The organism is Colwellia sp. BRX10-4, from assembly GCF_014077465.1.
In the GTDB taxonomy this organism is placed as follows: domain Bacteria; phylum Pseudomonadota; class Gammaproteobacteria; order Enterobacterales; family Alteromonadaceae; genus Colwellia_A.
The window spans coordinates 49,286-62,684 of record NZ_JACGVZ010000025.1; the positions used below are offsets into that span (position 1 = coordinate 49,286).

At 37.9% G+C, this 13,399-nt stretch carries 13 protein-coding genes; 6 read left to right on the plus strand and 7 right to left on the minus strand.

What is annotated here, in order from left to right:
• The first annotated feature begins 41 nt into the window (after positions 1–41).
• Together H4J67_RS16485 and H4J67_RS16490 are read left to right on the plus strand one after the other, a co-directional pair.
• The gene (locus H4J67_RS16485) at positions 42–812 is read left to right on the plus strand and encodes a class II aldolase/adducin family protein (RefSeq protein WP_182170845.1); all 771 of its coding nucleotides are present in this window, start codon (positions 42–44) and stop codon (positions 810–812) included.
• An 84-nt stretch (positions 813–896) separates the two neighbouring features.
• A complete protein-coding gene (locus tag H4J67_RS16490) occupies positions 897–2,081 on the plus strand; it encodes a mandelate racemase/muconate lactonizing enzyme family protein (RefSeq protein WP_182170848.1) in 1,185 nt (394 codons plus the stop codon).
• A 59-nt stretch (positions 2,082–2,140) separates the two neighbouring features.
• On the opposite strand, the gene H4J67_RS16495 is transcribed toward H4J67_RS16490, so the two are convergent.
• From H4J67_RS16495 to H4J67_RS16510, 4 genes are all read right to left on the minus strand, one after another.
• Positions 2,141–2,599 carry an Lrp/AsnC family transcriptional regulator gene (locus tag H4J67_RS16495; RefSeq protein WP_182170851.1) on the minus strand — a complete coding sequence of 153 codons (459 nt, stop codon included), beginning with the start codon at positions 2,597–2,599 and terminating at the stop codon, positions 2,141–2,143.
• A gap of 82 nt (positions 2,600–2,681) precedes the next feature.
• Positions 2,682–3,548, minus strand: a complete 867-nt coding sequence (locus tag H4J67_RS16500; protein ID WP_182170854.1) for an amidohydrolase — start codon at positions 3,546–3,548, stop codon at positions 2,682–2,684.
• Between the two features lie 177 nt (positions 3,549–3,725).
• Positions 3,726–4,463 carry an SDR family NAD(P)-dependent oxidoreductase gene (locus H4J67_RS16505; protein WP_182170857.1) on the minus strand — a complete coding sequence of 246 codons (738 nt, stop codon included), beginning with the start codon at positions 4,461–4,463 and terminating at the stop codon, positions 3,726–3,728.
• Between the two features lie 33 nt (positions 4,464–4,496).
• Positions 4,497–6,008 carry a dipeptidase gene (locus H4J67_RS16510; RefSeq protein WP_182170860.1) on the minus strand — a complete coding sequence of 504 codons (1,512 nt, stop codon included), beginning with the start codon at positions 6,006–6,008 and terminating at the stop codon, positions 4,497–4,499.
• Between the two features lie 248 nt (positions 6,009–6,256).
• Between H4J67_RS16510 and H4J67_RS16515 the strand changes: the two genes are divergently transcribed.
• Complete coding sequence (locus H4J67_RS16515) at positions 6,257–6,739, plus strand: GNAT family N-acetyltransferase (RefSeq protein ID WP_182170863.1); 483 nt, start codon at positions 6,257–6,259, stop codon at positions 6,737–6,739.
• 55 nt (positions 6,740–6,794) lie between these two features.
• Here the strand turns inward: H4J67_RS16515 and H4J67_RS16520 are convergent, their stop codons facing one another.
• Positions 6,795–6,968 carry a DUF3545 family protein gene (locus H4J67_RS16520; RefSeq protein WP_157470826.1) on the minus strand — a complete coding sequence of 58 codons (174 nt, stop codon included), beginning with the start codon at positions 6,966–6,968 and terminating at the stop codon, positions 6,795–6,797.
• A gap of 196 nt (positions 6,969–7,164) precedes the next feature.
• Between H4J67_RS16520 and H4J67_RS16525 the strand changes: the two genes are divergently transcribed.
• Positions 7,165–7,413 (plus strand): hypothetical protein, encoded by a 249-nt coding sequence (locus H4J67_RS16525; protein ID WP_182170866.1) that lies wholly within the window; start codon positions 7,165–7,167, stop codon positions 7,411–7,413.
• Between the two features lie 188 nt (positions 7,414–7,601).
• Entirely contained in the window at positions 7,602–7,940 is a 339-nt protein-coding gene (locus H4J67_RS16530) for a DUF1294 domain-containing protein (RefSeq protein WP_182170869.1), read from the plus strand.
• A gap of 64 nt (positions 7,941–8,004) precedes the next feature.
• Here H4J67_RS16530 and H4J67_RS16535 read toward each other — a convergent pair whose 3' ends face one another.
• Both H4J67_RS16535 and H4J67_RS16540 read right to left on the minus strand, forming a co-directional pair.
• On the minus strand, positions 8,005–10,038 hold the full coding sequence (locus H4J67_RS16535; protein WP_182170872.1) for a glycoside hydrolase family 97 protein: 2,034 nt from the start codon (positions 10,036–10,038) through the stop codon (positions 8,005–8,007).
• 585 nt (positions 10,039–10,623) lie between these two features.
• Positions 10,624–11,988, minus strand: a complete 1,365-nt coding sequence (locus H4J67_RS16540) for an MATE family efflux transporter (protein WP_182169681.1) — start codon at positions 11,986–11,988, stop codon at positions 10,624–10,626.
• Between the two features lie 117 nt (positions 11,989–12,105).
• Here H4J67_RS16540 and H4J67_RS16545 point away from each other — a divergent pair, with 117 nt between their 5' ends.
• Positions 12,106–13,005 (plus strand): AraC family transcriptional regulator, encoded by a 900-nt coding sequence (locus H4J67_RS16545; protein ID WP_182204386.1) that lies wholly within the window; start codon positions 12,106–12,108, stop codon positions 13,003–13,005.
• Positions 13,006–13,399: the final 394 nt, after the last annotated feature.

Below are 13,399 nucleotides of genomic sequence, written 5' to 3' on the forward strand. Positions count from 1 at the left end.
TGATTTAAAATTATAGAATAATAATTCTTTAAAGGACTTTAATGTTAACTATCCCACAGATTAACTTAAAAAATAAAGTATCAGCACAAGAGTGGCAAACACGCATCGATTTAGCGGCTTGTTATCGTCTTATCGCTATGCATGGCTGGGATGATTTAATTTACACTCATATCTCAGCACGCATACCTGATTCTGAGCATTTACTCATTAATGCTTTCGGTTTAGCTTTTGATGAAATTACCGCATCGAATCTGGTTAAAATAGATATAGCAGGTAATATTATTGACCCAGCATGTCCTTTTGAAATTAACCCTGCGGGTTTTACTATCCATAGCGCTGTCCATGAAGCTCGCCATGACGCGCAATGTGTCTTGCATTTACACACTAATGAAACTATTGCTGTGGCGAGTTTACAAGAAGGTTTATTGCCGTTAAGTCAATATGCTATGTTCGCATTGGCTTCTCTTAGCTACCATGATTATGAAGGTTTAGCGGTAAATGCTGACGAAAAACTTCGCTTACAAAATAACTTGGGCTCGGCAAACTTTATGTTATTAAGAAACCATGGAGGTTTGACTTTAGGTGAAACTATTGGCGATGCTTTTATGCACATGTATGATTTAACACGTGCTTGTCAAGTGCAATTACAAGTAATGGCAACCGGTATGGCAACTATTTTAGTCGATCAAAGTATTGTCGATGGTATAAAAGCGCAAGCAAATATTGTTCATACGGGTAGTACCGGCGGTCAAAAGGCTTGGCCGGCCATGGTCAGGAAAGTCTATCGCGCTGATCCTAGCTTTGCGACCTAATCATAAAGTTGTCTTTACACCTCCTTATGCCGCTATTGAAATAAGTTCTCTGCGACAAACACTCACATATTTAGAGAAGATAAAATGAAAGTTACTCACGTAGAAATTTTTGATATTGAATGTCCAGATCGCGCCGGTTGGAATCCTGTTTTTATTCGTGTTCATACCGATGAAGGTATCTCGGGGGTTGGCGAAGCAGGCCTTGCTTACGATTGGGGGCATAGTGCTGCAGCGGCGATGATTAAAGAAATTACCGAAGCGGTTTTAATTGGTTTTGACCCTTTTAGAACCGAATTGTTATGGTCTCGAATGCTGCGCGAAAGCTTTTGGGGATTAGGTGGTGGACCGGTGCTTTATTCTGCCATGAGTGCTATTGATACCGCACTTTGGGATATAAAGGGTAAAGCATTAGGTGTGCCTGTCTATCAACTGCTTGGCGGCAAAGTTAATGATAAATTACGTACCTACGCTAGCCAATTACAGTTTGATTGGGACGTTGAAGTTAAGAAGTTATTTTTACCTCAAGAATATGCTGAAGCTGCACTAAAAGCGGTGGCTGAAGGTTACGATGCGGTAAAAGTAGACCCTATTGTTTATAATGCCGATGGCACATCATCGTTCGATCGCACTAAATTATTTACCAAGCCGCAGATGCGTTTATTTGGAGACCGATTACGCGCTATTCGTGATGCCGTCGGTGAAGATGTTGATATTATTTTCGAATCACATTCATTAATGGGCGCTGCATCTGCGATTCAAATGGGCGAAATTGTTGAAGAAGTTGGCTGTATGATGTACGAAGAGCCGGTTAATTATTTAAACGCGAAAGTGCATAAAAAAGTGGCTGAACGGGTTAATGTCCCCATTGCCGGTGGTGAACGTTTATATCATCGTTGGGATGTACGCCAGTATTTTGAAGATCAAAGTATTGATGTGCTTCAACCTGATGTGGGTTTATGTGGTGGTTTTACCGAGTCTAAAAAAGTCTGTGACTATGCTGATGTCTATGATATTCGTATTCAAGCCCATGTTTGTGGCGGCCCAGTAGCAACAGCAGCGTCTTTGCATTTAGAAACAGCAATTCCTAACTTTTTAATCCATGAGCATCATACTTATGCGACTAAGCATTGGAATCGTGAATTGTGTTTGCAAGACCCACAACCGATAAATGGCTTTTTCCAAGTGACAGAAGTACCTGGTTTAGGCATTGAATTAAATGACGAAGTCGTGAAACGCTCACCGCATGTTACGGTTAATTCATTAAAGTAATCAGCTTCAATATCTGAAGGTAAAAAGGATGGCTAATCGCCATCCTTTTTTATCACACGTTACATATAATCAACGGGTAGTGCGGTCGTATATTTAATTTCTTCCATGGCAAAGCTTGAGCTAATATCGGCAAAGCTGGCTTGGCCGATGAGTTTTTTATAAAAAGCATCGTAGGCTTTCATATCAGAAACAACGACACGTAGTAAATAGTCTACTTCGCCACTCATTCGATAAAACTCGGTAATTTCTGGAAACTCTTTTGAATTGATACTGAAATCATCAAGCCAATCAGAATTATGCTGGTTGGTTTTAATCATCACAAAAACGGTTAAGCCAACATTTAACTTTTCAGGATCGGCCAAGGCAACCCGCCCTTTTATAACACCATTTTTCTCCATAGTTTGAATACGTCGCCAGCATGGGGTTGTTGAAAGCCCCACTTGAGCGGCAACCTCGCTGACTGGCTGCGTACAGTCATTTTGTAATATTTTAAGAATTTTTCTGTCGAAGTTATCCATTAATTCACCATGAAAGTGCGAAGTAATGAAATAATATTTTATCTAAGGTCTTATGGGTAGATTTTTCTTCTTAATTTATAGCTTAAATAGGAATTTGGTAGATGTGCAAGGCATTTTTATAACATAACAATTCAAGTTCAGTTGTTGATAATGGTTGGTTTTCGAAATGGATTATCCAGTTTTTTTGATAGCTACTTTTAAATAAACACAAAGGAAAATTACTGGCTAGCATGGTTTTATCTAAACCAAAGGTGGTTAAACAATGTTTGATGACATGCTGTTGCCACGGTTCACTATATTGGCGATTAACCATTTCAAACCCCGAGCATTTAATGGCAACATTATCATAACCACTTAGTGCTTGTATGCCACTTTGCCAATTTTGCCATTGTTTACTGTCAATATCTTCGGGTGGCCAACCGGCATGATTAATGACTAATTTTAGTGTCGGCAGTTCAGTGATAACCGCTATTAATTGCTCGGTCGCTTCCACATCAGTTAACGGCATTTGGCATTCAAAAATCAACTGCTGCTGGGCAAGTTGTGCTAAGTTTTCCTTAACGTGCGGATTTGATAAATATGCGCAGGCATTTTCATCTAGAATGTCACGAACACCGACTACGGACTCAAATTTATCAAGCTTATCTAGTATTTGTTGAAACTCGTTTGTCGGTAAAAGTAAATTAACGCCAGCAATAGCTCTAAAGGGTAGGGAGCAATTATCTTCTAACCAAGCAATTTCTCGCCAAGGCTGTTGATTATCAAATCCGGCTTCGATGTGAACAAAACCCGCGAGTTGCAGAGGATCAGATAAAGCTAAGTCATTTTCCGTGAAACTTTGTCTAATGGTATTTTTATCCAACCAGTAAGGTGGACTATCAGCTTTTAACCACTGATAGTCGCCTTGTTCAAGGTTAAATAAATGCAAGTGAGGATCAATTATTTTCATATTACCCTATGTTCATTAACGCTTTGATTGAAATGTATCATTGAAAACACTCTGCTGAATTTTCCTACAGAGAAGTGGCTACTTAGTTGTTATTACCAACAAAAAAAAGGAGATTTCAACTTCTACTATTCTCTTTGTACTGTCGTTGAACGCTAGTTTTTATAACTACTAAGTGAATTATTGCGCAGTATAGCCACCATCAATCACTTGTAAACTGCCAGTGATAAACTTAGCTTTATCTGATGCTAAAAAATAAACTAACTCTGCGACTTCTTCGGGTTGACCTAAACGACCTAAGGGTTGTAAAGCCGCTTCTTCAGCGTGAACCTCTGCTTTTTTGGCGCCAGAGCGTTGACAATAATTATCAATCGCTTGATGATACAAAGGGGTCTCTATCGTGCCGGGGCACACAGCATTGGCACGAATGTTAAAGCTAGCGTAATCAAGCGCGGTGGTTTTTGCTATTGAAGCGAGCGCGACTTTACTGATGTTATAAGCAAATGAATTTTGCTTGGCAATTAATGCTTGGTCAGATGCCATTAAGATAATAGCGCCATTTTTATTGGCTTTCATATGGGGGAGTACCGCTTTTATTGCGGCATACGCGCCCTTAACATTAATGTTAAGGACTTTATCTAAATCAGTGGCTGACGTATTCTCAATATTTCCTGAAAAATGAATGCCAGCATTTGAGACTAAAACATCAATAGTTGCTGTTTTAGCTATATTACTGATAATACTTTGCACTTGCTGAACATTAGTGACATCACAGTTAAGATCAGCACCGCGCAGTGTGGCAAGGTTACTTGGTTGTAAGTCTAAATTAAAAACCTGATAGCCTTTATCTGTAAATAATTGCACTATGCTTAGACCTATACCGGAACTTCCACCGGTAACAATACATGTTTTTTTCATAACCTCTCCTGTTCCTTAGTGCTGCGCTTCTCGTTACTGTGTTTTGGCTGCAGCCATTTCAACTAAAGCGGCGGTGTACATTTTTAAATTTAAAACGAACTGTTTCATGGTAATAAATTCATGCTCAGAATGGCCGGTATAATTAGCATTTGGCATTGATGGCCCAAAGCTTACTGCATTTGGAAATAAGCGTGAATTTGTTCCGCCACCAATAGCAATAGGCTTAGCGTCCTTTATACCGGTAAAGTGAGAAAATACAGCCAGTAATGTGTCAATATGTGGCGCATCGTTTTGAATAAAAGGGTCACCAATATAATGTTCAAGCTCGGTAATGTCAGCCATATTTGTTAGCTTCCAAGTTGCGATGACATGATTAATTTCTTCCGTTAACTGTTGCGCTGATTTGCCACGCGGACGACGAATATTAATATTCAATTCAATATTATTTTTGAATTGCTTAATAACCGTGGGTGAAACCGTCATAGGTCCCATAAAGTCATCACTGTAGGCTATGTTACCAAACTTTTTTCCTTCTAAGCCTAAACCAATATTGTCATTAATAAAGTTAACCAATGTACCCGCACCATTGCTAGGCCAGCGAGTTTGCGATAATAAACCCGCTAAAAATGGAATGGCATTTAAGCCTTCTTCTGGCTTCGATGAATGAGCTGATTTTCCTAGTGCAGTAATCGTTAAGGTGTTTCCTTTTAATTCTAAATCAAAACTAACACCTTGGTATTCTCTTGCCTTATCCATCAGTTGTTGCAGTAAACTAAGGTCCGCATTTTCAATCACCGCTTTAGCATCTTCAGGTATTTGACTACCAAAAAAACCGCCACTAAATTCACTGAGATAAGCATCTAAACCGGTATATTTATTTTTATTAAAGGCTATTTTTATTGTCCCGTAGCCTTTTTCAGCGGTGACAACAGGGTATTCTGCGTCAATGGTAATATTGGTTTGTGGCAATGTATGGGTCTTAATATAAGCTTCTAATGGACCCCAGTCTGATTCCTCAGCCATGTAAACATACAATTCAATACGCTTGTCGAGCGTTATATTTTTGTCTTTAATGGCTTTCATTGCAAAGAGCGCGGTTGATATTGGCCCTTTATCATCTTCGGTACCGCGAGCGATAAGTTTGCCGGGCTCTGAAGTTGTATCAAGTTCAAACGGAGATTTTTGCCATTTTTTGGGGTTTACTGGTTGTACGTCACCGTGGGTAATTATTCCTAAGCGCTCTGTGCTTTCGCCTAAGCCAATAACAACAACATAACCGTCGTCGGTATAATCAAAGCCTAAATCTTCAGTTTGTTTTTTTAACTCTGCTTTAAAAGCTATATGTTCAGGGTTGTCATTAGCCGAAACACCATCAATTGCTAAGGTATTGTATTTTACTAACTCGGCTAAGCTAGCAACCATAGATTTTTGATAAGTTTGCACGGCGTAATCGGCGGTTAACTTTGCTGTCGAGCTGACCTCTGCTGAAAATACCGGTAAAGTGATAAAGGTGAATAAGGCGAGTGAAGCTATTTTATTGAACACAGACTTTCCTTTTTTAATGGCGATAATTCATTTGTTATATTGTATCGATAAAGTGATTTACTAAATAGAGACAAACTTTAAAAAGTTTACGAGAAGTGTTTTATTATCTTTTAATCTCTTACTTAGAGCTAATTTTTGATATTAGTTCAACCTTGTTATTTATTTATGTGGCATTGCAGATCAGGTGTTTAAATATCTTGGTACTGGTATGCTATAGAAAAAATTAATGAAAAAAATAAGGAAGTAAAATGTCTGAGATAACGATACGTGAAGCAAGCATAGATGATGCCGCGCTTTTATTAACTTTTATTAAAGAGCTCGCTATTTATGAAAAAGCTGAACATGAAGTGTACGCAACAGTTGAAACCATAAAAGCCAGTATGTTTAGTACAAATACCCAAGTACACGGCTTAATTTGTGAACTCGATGGTGTGGCTATTGGTATGGCGATTTATTTTTATAATTATTCAACGTGGTTAGCAAAATCAGGTTTATACCTTGAAGATTTATATGTAACGCCAGAGCATAGAGGTAAAGGAGCGGGTTTAAAATTATTAAAAAATATGGCAAAAACCGCGATTGATAATGATTGCGCACGTTTTGAATGGAGCTGTTTAGATTGGAATAAGCCTTCACGTGACTTTTATCAAGCGATAGGCGCTGTTTCTCAAGATGAATGGGTAGGTTACCGCATGACTGGCAAAACGTTGGTTGATTTTGCCCAATCATAACGGATTAAATTATGCAGAGTTTGGCGTAATGTTTACTTATGCCAAACGCTAATGATTAAGACGAGTAATCTTGTAAATCATGAAGCTCTTGGCGTAATCGTTTTCTATCTTTATACGTTTCAATTTCTCGCCACTTTCTTTTTCGTGAGCGCGATTCTTTTTGATCCGTGAGTAAACCGTCGAAAAGGCTAAATATTTCATCATATTCATCAAAGTTATTATGTTCCATGAGTATCCCTTATTGAGCTTTATTTAGTTAACGTGAGGCACTTTACAAGTTGAATATGACTTTTTTCTTACTAAATTGTGACGATTCAAATACGTTTAGCTTTATCGATGTTGAACAAAAAAATAAAGCTTGGCTATACTTATTTTTATAAAGCTTGCCTATACTTATTTTTATAGTATTTTTTATAGAGTTAGCGATGAAAAAAAGTAGTGATATAGAAATAATTTCTCAAGCAGAATTAGACAACCTATTACGTATTAATGAATTTATAGAGCAAGTTGATGAGAATTCGTTAGTCAGTGAACTAAAACTCGCCATATTAGACTCTGGTAAATTAGAATTAACGCAATGGGAAAGCTTGCGGGACCATATTCGAGAAATAGAGGAGCTTATCCCTCATATTGACTTAATTATTAAACTTAAGAAAGAACGTCCACCTAGATGATTTTAACCGCTTATCGTCAATTGATATTTAACAAGTAAGAAAGTGAATCAAAACTGATTATTGTTAAATAATCGGTTTTTTAATTTTATCTTCAACCAATATATCGATGAACTCTTATCGATAAATTAGGGTAACCACCGCTAATGACTAGCGTTGTGTTTACAAAGTATATTGTGCAAGCTATAAATATGTTTTCAAAAAGTGTTGTTGTTTTATTTTTAATGGCTTTTGTTCTGCTATTTATAATGCAAAAAATAGCGTTATGGGTGCTAGTGAGTTACTTGAGCTTAAGTTTACTAACATTTGTACTTTATGGCATCGACAAAAGAAATGCGATAAAAGAGCGATGGCGCATCTCAGAAAAAACACTACAGGTCTTTGCGCTACTTGGCGGATGGCCAGGAGCGCTATTAGCTCAACAAGCTTTTCGACATAAAACCCAAAAACAGCTCTTTATATTTGTGCTCTGGTTCGCTATTTTTATTAATGTTGTGGCTTTGGGGTATTCTCAGTATCCGGGGTTGTAAAAAGAGTAGCACAAGTAAGGCTTATGCTACTCTTTACGACTTTTAAGTTATAAATATCAATTGATTATAATGCTTTAAAACGAATCGCAGCACCGCCACTTGTCGCCAAGGGTAATACTAATTGGTCGTTAGCGGTGACTTGCTTGTTTTCAATGATCATTTCATAGGGATTGTTCATCCACTCTGCGTTTTTACCGTCGCGATAAATTTGTGCTTGATAGCGCTTATTCTTATCAAGAAAATTTAACGGCAATGTTAACGTGCGTGCTTGCTCATCGGTTAATGCGCCAATAAACCAATCATCCCCCCCCCTTTCTTGACGAGCAAAAGCAACATATTCACCGACCTCACCAGCAATCGCTATACTCTCATGCCAATCGGTTGGTACATCTTTAATAAATTGAAATGCCGCTAAATTTGCTTGATAGTTTTTAGGTAAATCAGCCGCCATTTGAATAGGGCTATAAAGCACCACGTATAATGCTAATTGTTTTGCTAGCGTAGTTTGTGGGCGATTACTTTTATCACCCAAGCCATTAAAACTCATATCGAAGATGCCTGGTGTAAAATCCATTGGTCCAGCTAACATGCGAGTAAAGGGTAAAATGGTGGTGTGCTCAGGCGGGTTTGGTGGTGTGCCCCAAGCATTAAATTCTTGGCCGCGAGCACCTTCTCTTGAAATCCAGTTGGGGTAGGTTCTGCGCAAACCGGTATCTTTAATCGGTTCATGGGTGTTAATACTAATTTTGTGTTTCGCTGCTTCAGTAATACTGTGTAAATACTCACTTACCATGAACTGGCCGTCATGCCATTCTTTGTGAACTATGCCTTTTTCATCAATGCGTTTAATATCGCCACCGTCAGCAACATAACCTGTTTTTACTTGTCTTACGCCGTACTTTTCATAAAGTGCATAAGCATCACTCATTTGATTACGATAATTAGTCACATTACCTGAGGTTTCATGGTGGCCAATTAATCGAACCCCTTTCTTTTCACCGTAAGCTGATACGGCAGCAATATCAAAATCATCATAAGCTTTAGTGAAATTAAACACGTCGCCGTTGAAAAACCAGTCGCCATCCCAGCCTAGGTTCCAACCTTCAACCAAAACCCCAGAAAAACCATGATCAGCGGCAAAGTCGATATAACCCATGGTTTCACTGGTGGTTGCACCGTGTTTGTCGCCACTGCCCCAGGTGTTGGCGTTAATGTGCATTCCCCACCAAATCCCCAAATATTTTGCCGGCTCAACCCAAGATACATCACCTAATTTATTTGGCTCATTAAGGTTTAATATTAGGTCAGAATTGAGTAAGCCAACCGCATCTTTACTAACTTGAATAGTGCGCCATGGACTTTTAAAGTCAGTTTTTGTTTTAACTAAGATGCCGTCTGACCAAGGTGTTAAATCTGCTTTTAAGACTCCAGGACGCTTTTGGTTAATCGTCATAGCGGCATAATCAACTAATGCAGCTTCATGAATACTAAGGTGAATGCCCGAGTCTAGTTTGAAAGTAAAAGGTGTATGAGCGCGGTCAACCGAGGCCAGTTTGGTGGTATTATAAATGTATTCATAACGATTCCAGCCACGTGCTGGAATCCACCATGCGGTCGCTTTATCCGCGTCGTTTACGACAAACTCGGTAAATTCATTAATGATTTCAACGTGATCAATATCTTGTTGTTTTGGCACTTCGTAACGAAAACCAATGCCGTCATTAAACAATCGAAAACGTACCTTGAATTCTTTAGTGTGTTTTTTATTATTTCTTGAAAAAGTCACTAATAATTCATTGTGTTCATCAGTCACATTTTTACGTTCACCCCAAGGCAATTGCCATACTTCTTTGGCTGATTGGGTTTCACTCGATGAAATAGTAAACCCGTCACTAAAAGCGATAGTATCTTTGAATGCTAAGCCTAAGCGGGAGGGTTGTATAATGCTTTCACCTAAAAAGCTCATTTTGTAATTAGGTTTTCCTTGGTCACTAACACTGAGAATTATTTTTCCGTCGGGTGACGTTAACTTAAGGGTTTGTGCAAATAAACTGTGAGATGAAATCAGTACAGCAAGGCTGAGTATAATTTTTTTCATGGATATTCCTGATGTTTTTTATTACATCAAGCATAAAGGACTGACACCAATTTACAGCTAAGCTACATACGTATTCATAAGTTTATCGTTAATTAATCACTCATTAGTGTAAAAGCCAAATAAATATTGAAACAAAAACTCCAAGCAAGCCTACTTATATCGTCGAGCAAAAATGGGCTTTGGTGAATAAAGATAGAAGAAAATATGGCAGTAAGTTTTATTTATTAAAAAATCACCAGAAACACTCCAAATAAAGTTGGAACCTGAATTCTGGCATAAATGAACTTTAATAATCATTCAAAACACATCATAAAATAACTGTGTTAACGTCTTCTGGGCGCGCATTGCGGAATAAGAGCAGTCAAAATATTAAACGTCACTTTCAGATCTTAAAGCTGACATAAATTTTAATTCTATGGCTATAGGGGGCGTTTTGCCATAGAACTAATACTCTATTTCATCTGAATTTTAGAAAAGGTGAGTGACTGCAATGTAGATTTTACGACTTTCTGGTTTGATGACAACTTAGAAATATACATTGGTTACTCAAGTTTTAGCTGTGTGCAACTTAATCGAATTGGTTCACTAGGCAACACTTTCAGCCGTTAGGTTGTTTAACCAAAGCTTCGTTCTCATTCTGAAAACAAACATAAATGCTTTAGTTATTTCTTCAGAGTAAGAGATGAGAACTACCCAATATAGTGGTAACTTAAAGTAAAATGCCGCCACCAAAGTTAATGGAATGCTTAAAACCCACATGCCTGATATATCAATTAACATGCAATATTTGTTATCACCACCTGCGCGTAATATCCCCATAGACATAGTTAAGTTAAATACTTTCAAGCAAGTGCCAAAGGTGATCAATATAAAAACATCATGGGACAATGCCATTGTTTCTGGAGACAAATTGATATAAGGCATAAAGACTAAAGACTCACATTGAAGTAAAATTAAGGCCAATAAGAAGGTAACAATTGGCGCACTAATGGCGTAATGTTTTGCTAAAGCCCATGCCGTTATAAATTCGTTTCTACCTAAGCGCTGCCCAACTAAAATAGCGCAAGCAGAAGCAAAACCAAAAAAGAATGAAACCAATAACCCTTCCATTGGTGCTAATAGACTCATTACAGCAAGTTCTTGTGTTCCAATACGTCCATATATCAGTTGATATACAAAAGTGCCTAATGACCACACGCCAAAACTTAGCATCATAGGCCAAACTAAGGTGAGTAATTTAGTCCACTCTTGTTTGTTATAAAAACTAACACAAAAGAACGTTGTTGGAAAAATACTGTGCTTAACCTTTGCTAAGTAGACCAGTATTAATAAAGCATGAAGTGCTCGCGCAATTAGTGTTGCTAGCGCAGCGCCAATAACACCCATTGGCTCTATACCTAAGCCACCTTTGATTAACCAATAGTTTAAAAGAATATTGGTAATAATAGCTATGGTACTAATTAACATGGGGAAGACTACTTGCCCAAGCCCCCTTAAAGCGTTTTCAAATATCATCACAATGACAACAAAAATTAAGCTAGGCATGGTCAGCCAAAGGTAGTTTGTTCCTGCTTTTATAACGCTGGGATCTGTTGTGGCAATACCCATGATATTGTCAGAAAACAAGAAAGTAATGAGTAATATAGGCAATAAAATTCCTGCTGCAATAACAAGTGTTTTAACAATGATTTGTCTAATCACTCCAATTTGACCCGCGCCAAAGTGTTGCGCAGATAAAGTACCAACACCTGAAGCGAGTCCCGCTAAAATGATTAAAAAAACAAATTGAATTCGGTTACCCAGCCCAACAGAAGCAACGGCCGTATCGCCTAAATGGCCAACCATCATTATGTCACTCATGCCTAGCATGGTGACCAATATGCTTTGTAAAGAGATAGGCCAAGCTAATTTAATGCTTTGCTTTAATGATGAAGGTTCGATGTTACGCATTGGTTTTAGTCATTAGGGGTTACTATAATATTGCATAGAATTATAAAATATAGTGATAAAAAAAACATAAGTAAAATTGTCATGTATCATGTTTAAAACTATCATTTTGGTGATTCTATGTGGCAAGATATTTTAAATATTCATTCTGATTGTATTGAGGATTTTATTAATTTTGATAAATTACCAGGGCAAGCTGATAGTTTCATAGCCATTGCGGGGTTGTCGTATTTACAAACTGAATATCAAATAGGCAAAACAGGTAAAGGAGAAGTTTGTTTAGGTAATGAAAACAGCAATAGGCATGTTCATTACTTAATTTCTACTCATGCAGGGGAGGGAAAGGTCAAGTTTGGTAACAACGAATATTTAGTTAAACCCGGCAGTGTGCTTTTACTGCCAGCAGGAACCCCTTTTTTGTATGAACTTTCGGGGAAGTACTGGGATATGTGTTGGCTATTACTTCATGATTGTTCTGAATATAAGTTTGTTCATCAACTTCAACCTTCCGTTTATTCCAGTGCGAATGCAGAGAAGCTTTATCAAACGATGTCACTTATTAGAGAATTCAAACACGGCGAGAGTATGTATCAATCAGATATTGTATTGCGCTTAGTCGAAGTTTTAATTTATCAAATTGCGCAAACACTGAATATGGGGCAGCAACTAACAAAGCATCAACAGAAATTTCACTCTCTAATACGTCGTGTAAATAAGCAATTGCAACTGCCGTGGACTGTTAAGCAATTAGCTGCAGAAATGCATATGTCTGAGCCGCACTTCTTTCGTTTATGTAAGAAAGAAATGGGGATGACACCAATCAAACTATTAACTCACACTCGCCTAGAATACGCTTGCTACTTACTTCGTTATACACAATATAATCTTGATCAAATAGCTGACACCGTAGGCTATGGCGATAGTGCAAGCTTTGCTCACCGTTTTAAGAAAGACTATGGTTTAAGCCCTGGTCGCTGGCGTAAAGAACAAAAAAATACTTTTCAACATAGTGTCATTTAAAATGATGAGGAAAGATAATATTTAGGTTTAAACAATTACTATGCCACCCATGATAATGCTACCCATGATAATGCTACGCAGTGATAATGCTCTGAAACACAGCTATCCATTGGTCAACAATAATGCATGTACTGCACCTTGTAAGCTTTTGCCTATCGATTTTTATAGATGTTGATTAAAGGAGTGAATTTCAGGCAAGTTTTACTTGCTACTCAAAGGTAGTCGTATTTTTTCTTATGGTTTTAGTGCGGTCTTAACTTGTAGTTATGTTTACGCGCTATTCAAACAAGCTTGGGCATTTGCTTTCCCGTGTGCGCGCTTTAACCCTACGTGCTCAGTAAATTCACACAAATGCTCTGCGGTGCCAACCGCGCCAGTGAATATACCTTCAAAG

Coding starts and splice junctions, on each gene's coding strand:
- H4J67_RS16485 (WP_182170845.1), top strand. CDS start 42: ATGTTAACTATCCCACAGATTAACTTAAAAAATAAAGTATCAGCACAA.
- H4J67_RS16490 (WP_182170848.1), top strand. CDS start 897: ATGAAAGTTACTCACGTAGAAATTTTTGATATTGAATGTCCAGATCGC.
- H4J67_RS16495 (WP_182170851.1), bottom strand. CDS start 2,599: ATGGATAACTTCGACAGAAAAATTCTTAAAATATTACAAAATGACTGT.
- H4J67_RS16500 (WP_182170854.1), bottom strand. CDS start 3,548: ATGAAAATAATTGATCCTCACTTGCATTTATTTAACCTTGAACAAGGC.
- H4J67_RS16505 (WP_182170857.1), bottom strand. CDS start 4,463: ATGAAAAAAACATGTATTGTTACCGGTGGAAGTTCCGGTATAGGTCTA.
- H4J67_RS16515 (WP_182170863.1), top strand. CDS start 6,257: ATGTCTGAGATAACGATACGTGAAGCAAGCATAGATGATGCCGCGCTT.
- H4J67_RS16520 (WP_157470826.1), bottom strand. CDS start 6,968: ATGGAACATAATAACTTTGATGAATATGATGAAATATTTAGCCTTTTC.
- H4J67_RS16525 (WP_182170866.1), top strand. CDS start 7,165: ATGAAAAAAAGTAGTGATATAGAAATAATTTCTCAAGCAGAATTAGAC.
- H4J67_RS16530 (WP_182170869.1), top strand. CDS start 7,602: ATGTTTTCAAAAAGTGTTGTTGTTTTATTTTTAATGGCTTTTGTTCTG.
- H4J67_RS16535 (WP_182170872.1), bottom strand. CDS start 10,038: ATGAAAAAAATTATACTCAGCCTTGCTGTACTGATTTCATCTCACAGT.
- H4J67_RS16540 (WP_182169681.1), bottom strand. CDS start 11,988: ATGCGTAACATCGAACCTTCATCATTAAAGCAAAGCATTAAATTAGCT.
- H4J67_RS16545 (WP_182204386.1), top strand. CDS start 12,106: ATGTGGCAAGATATTTTAAATATTCATTCTGATTGTATTGAGGATTTT.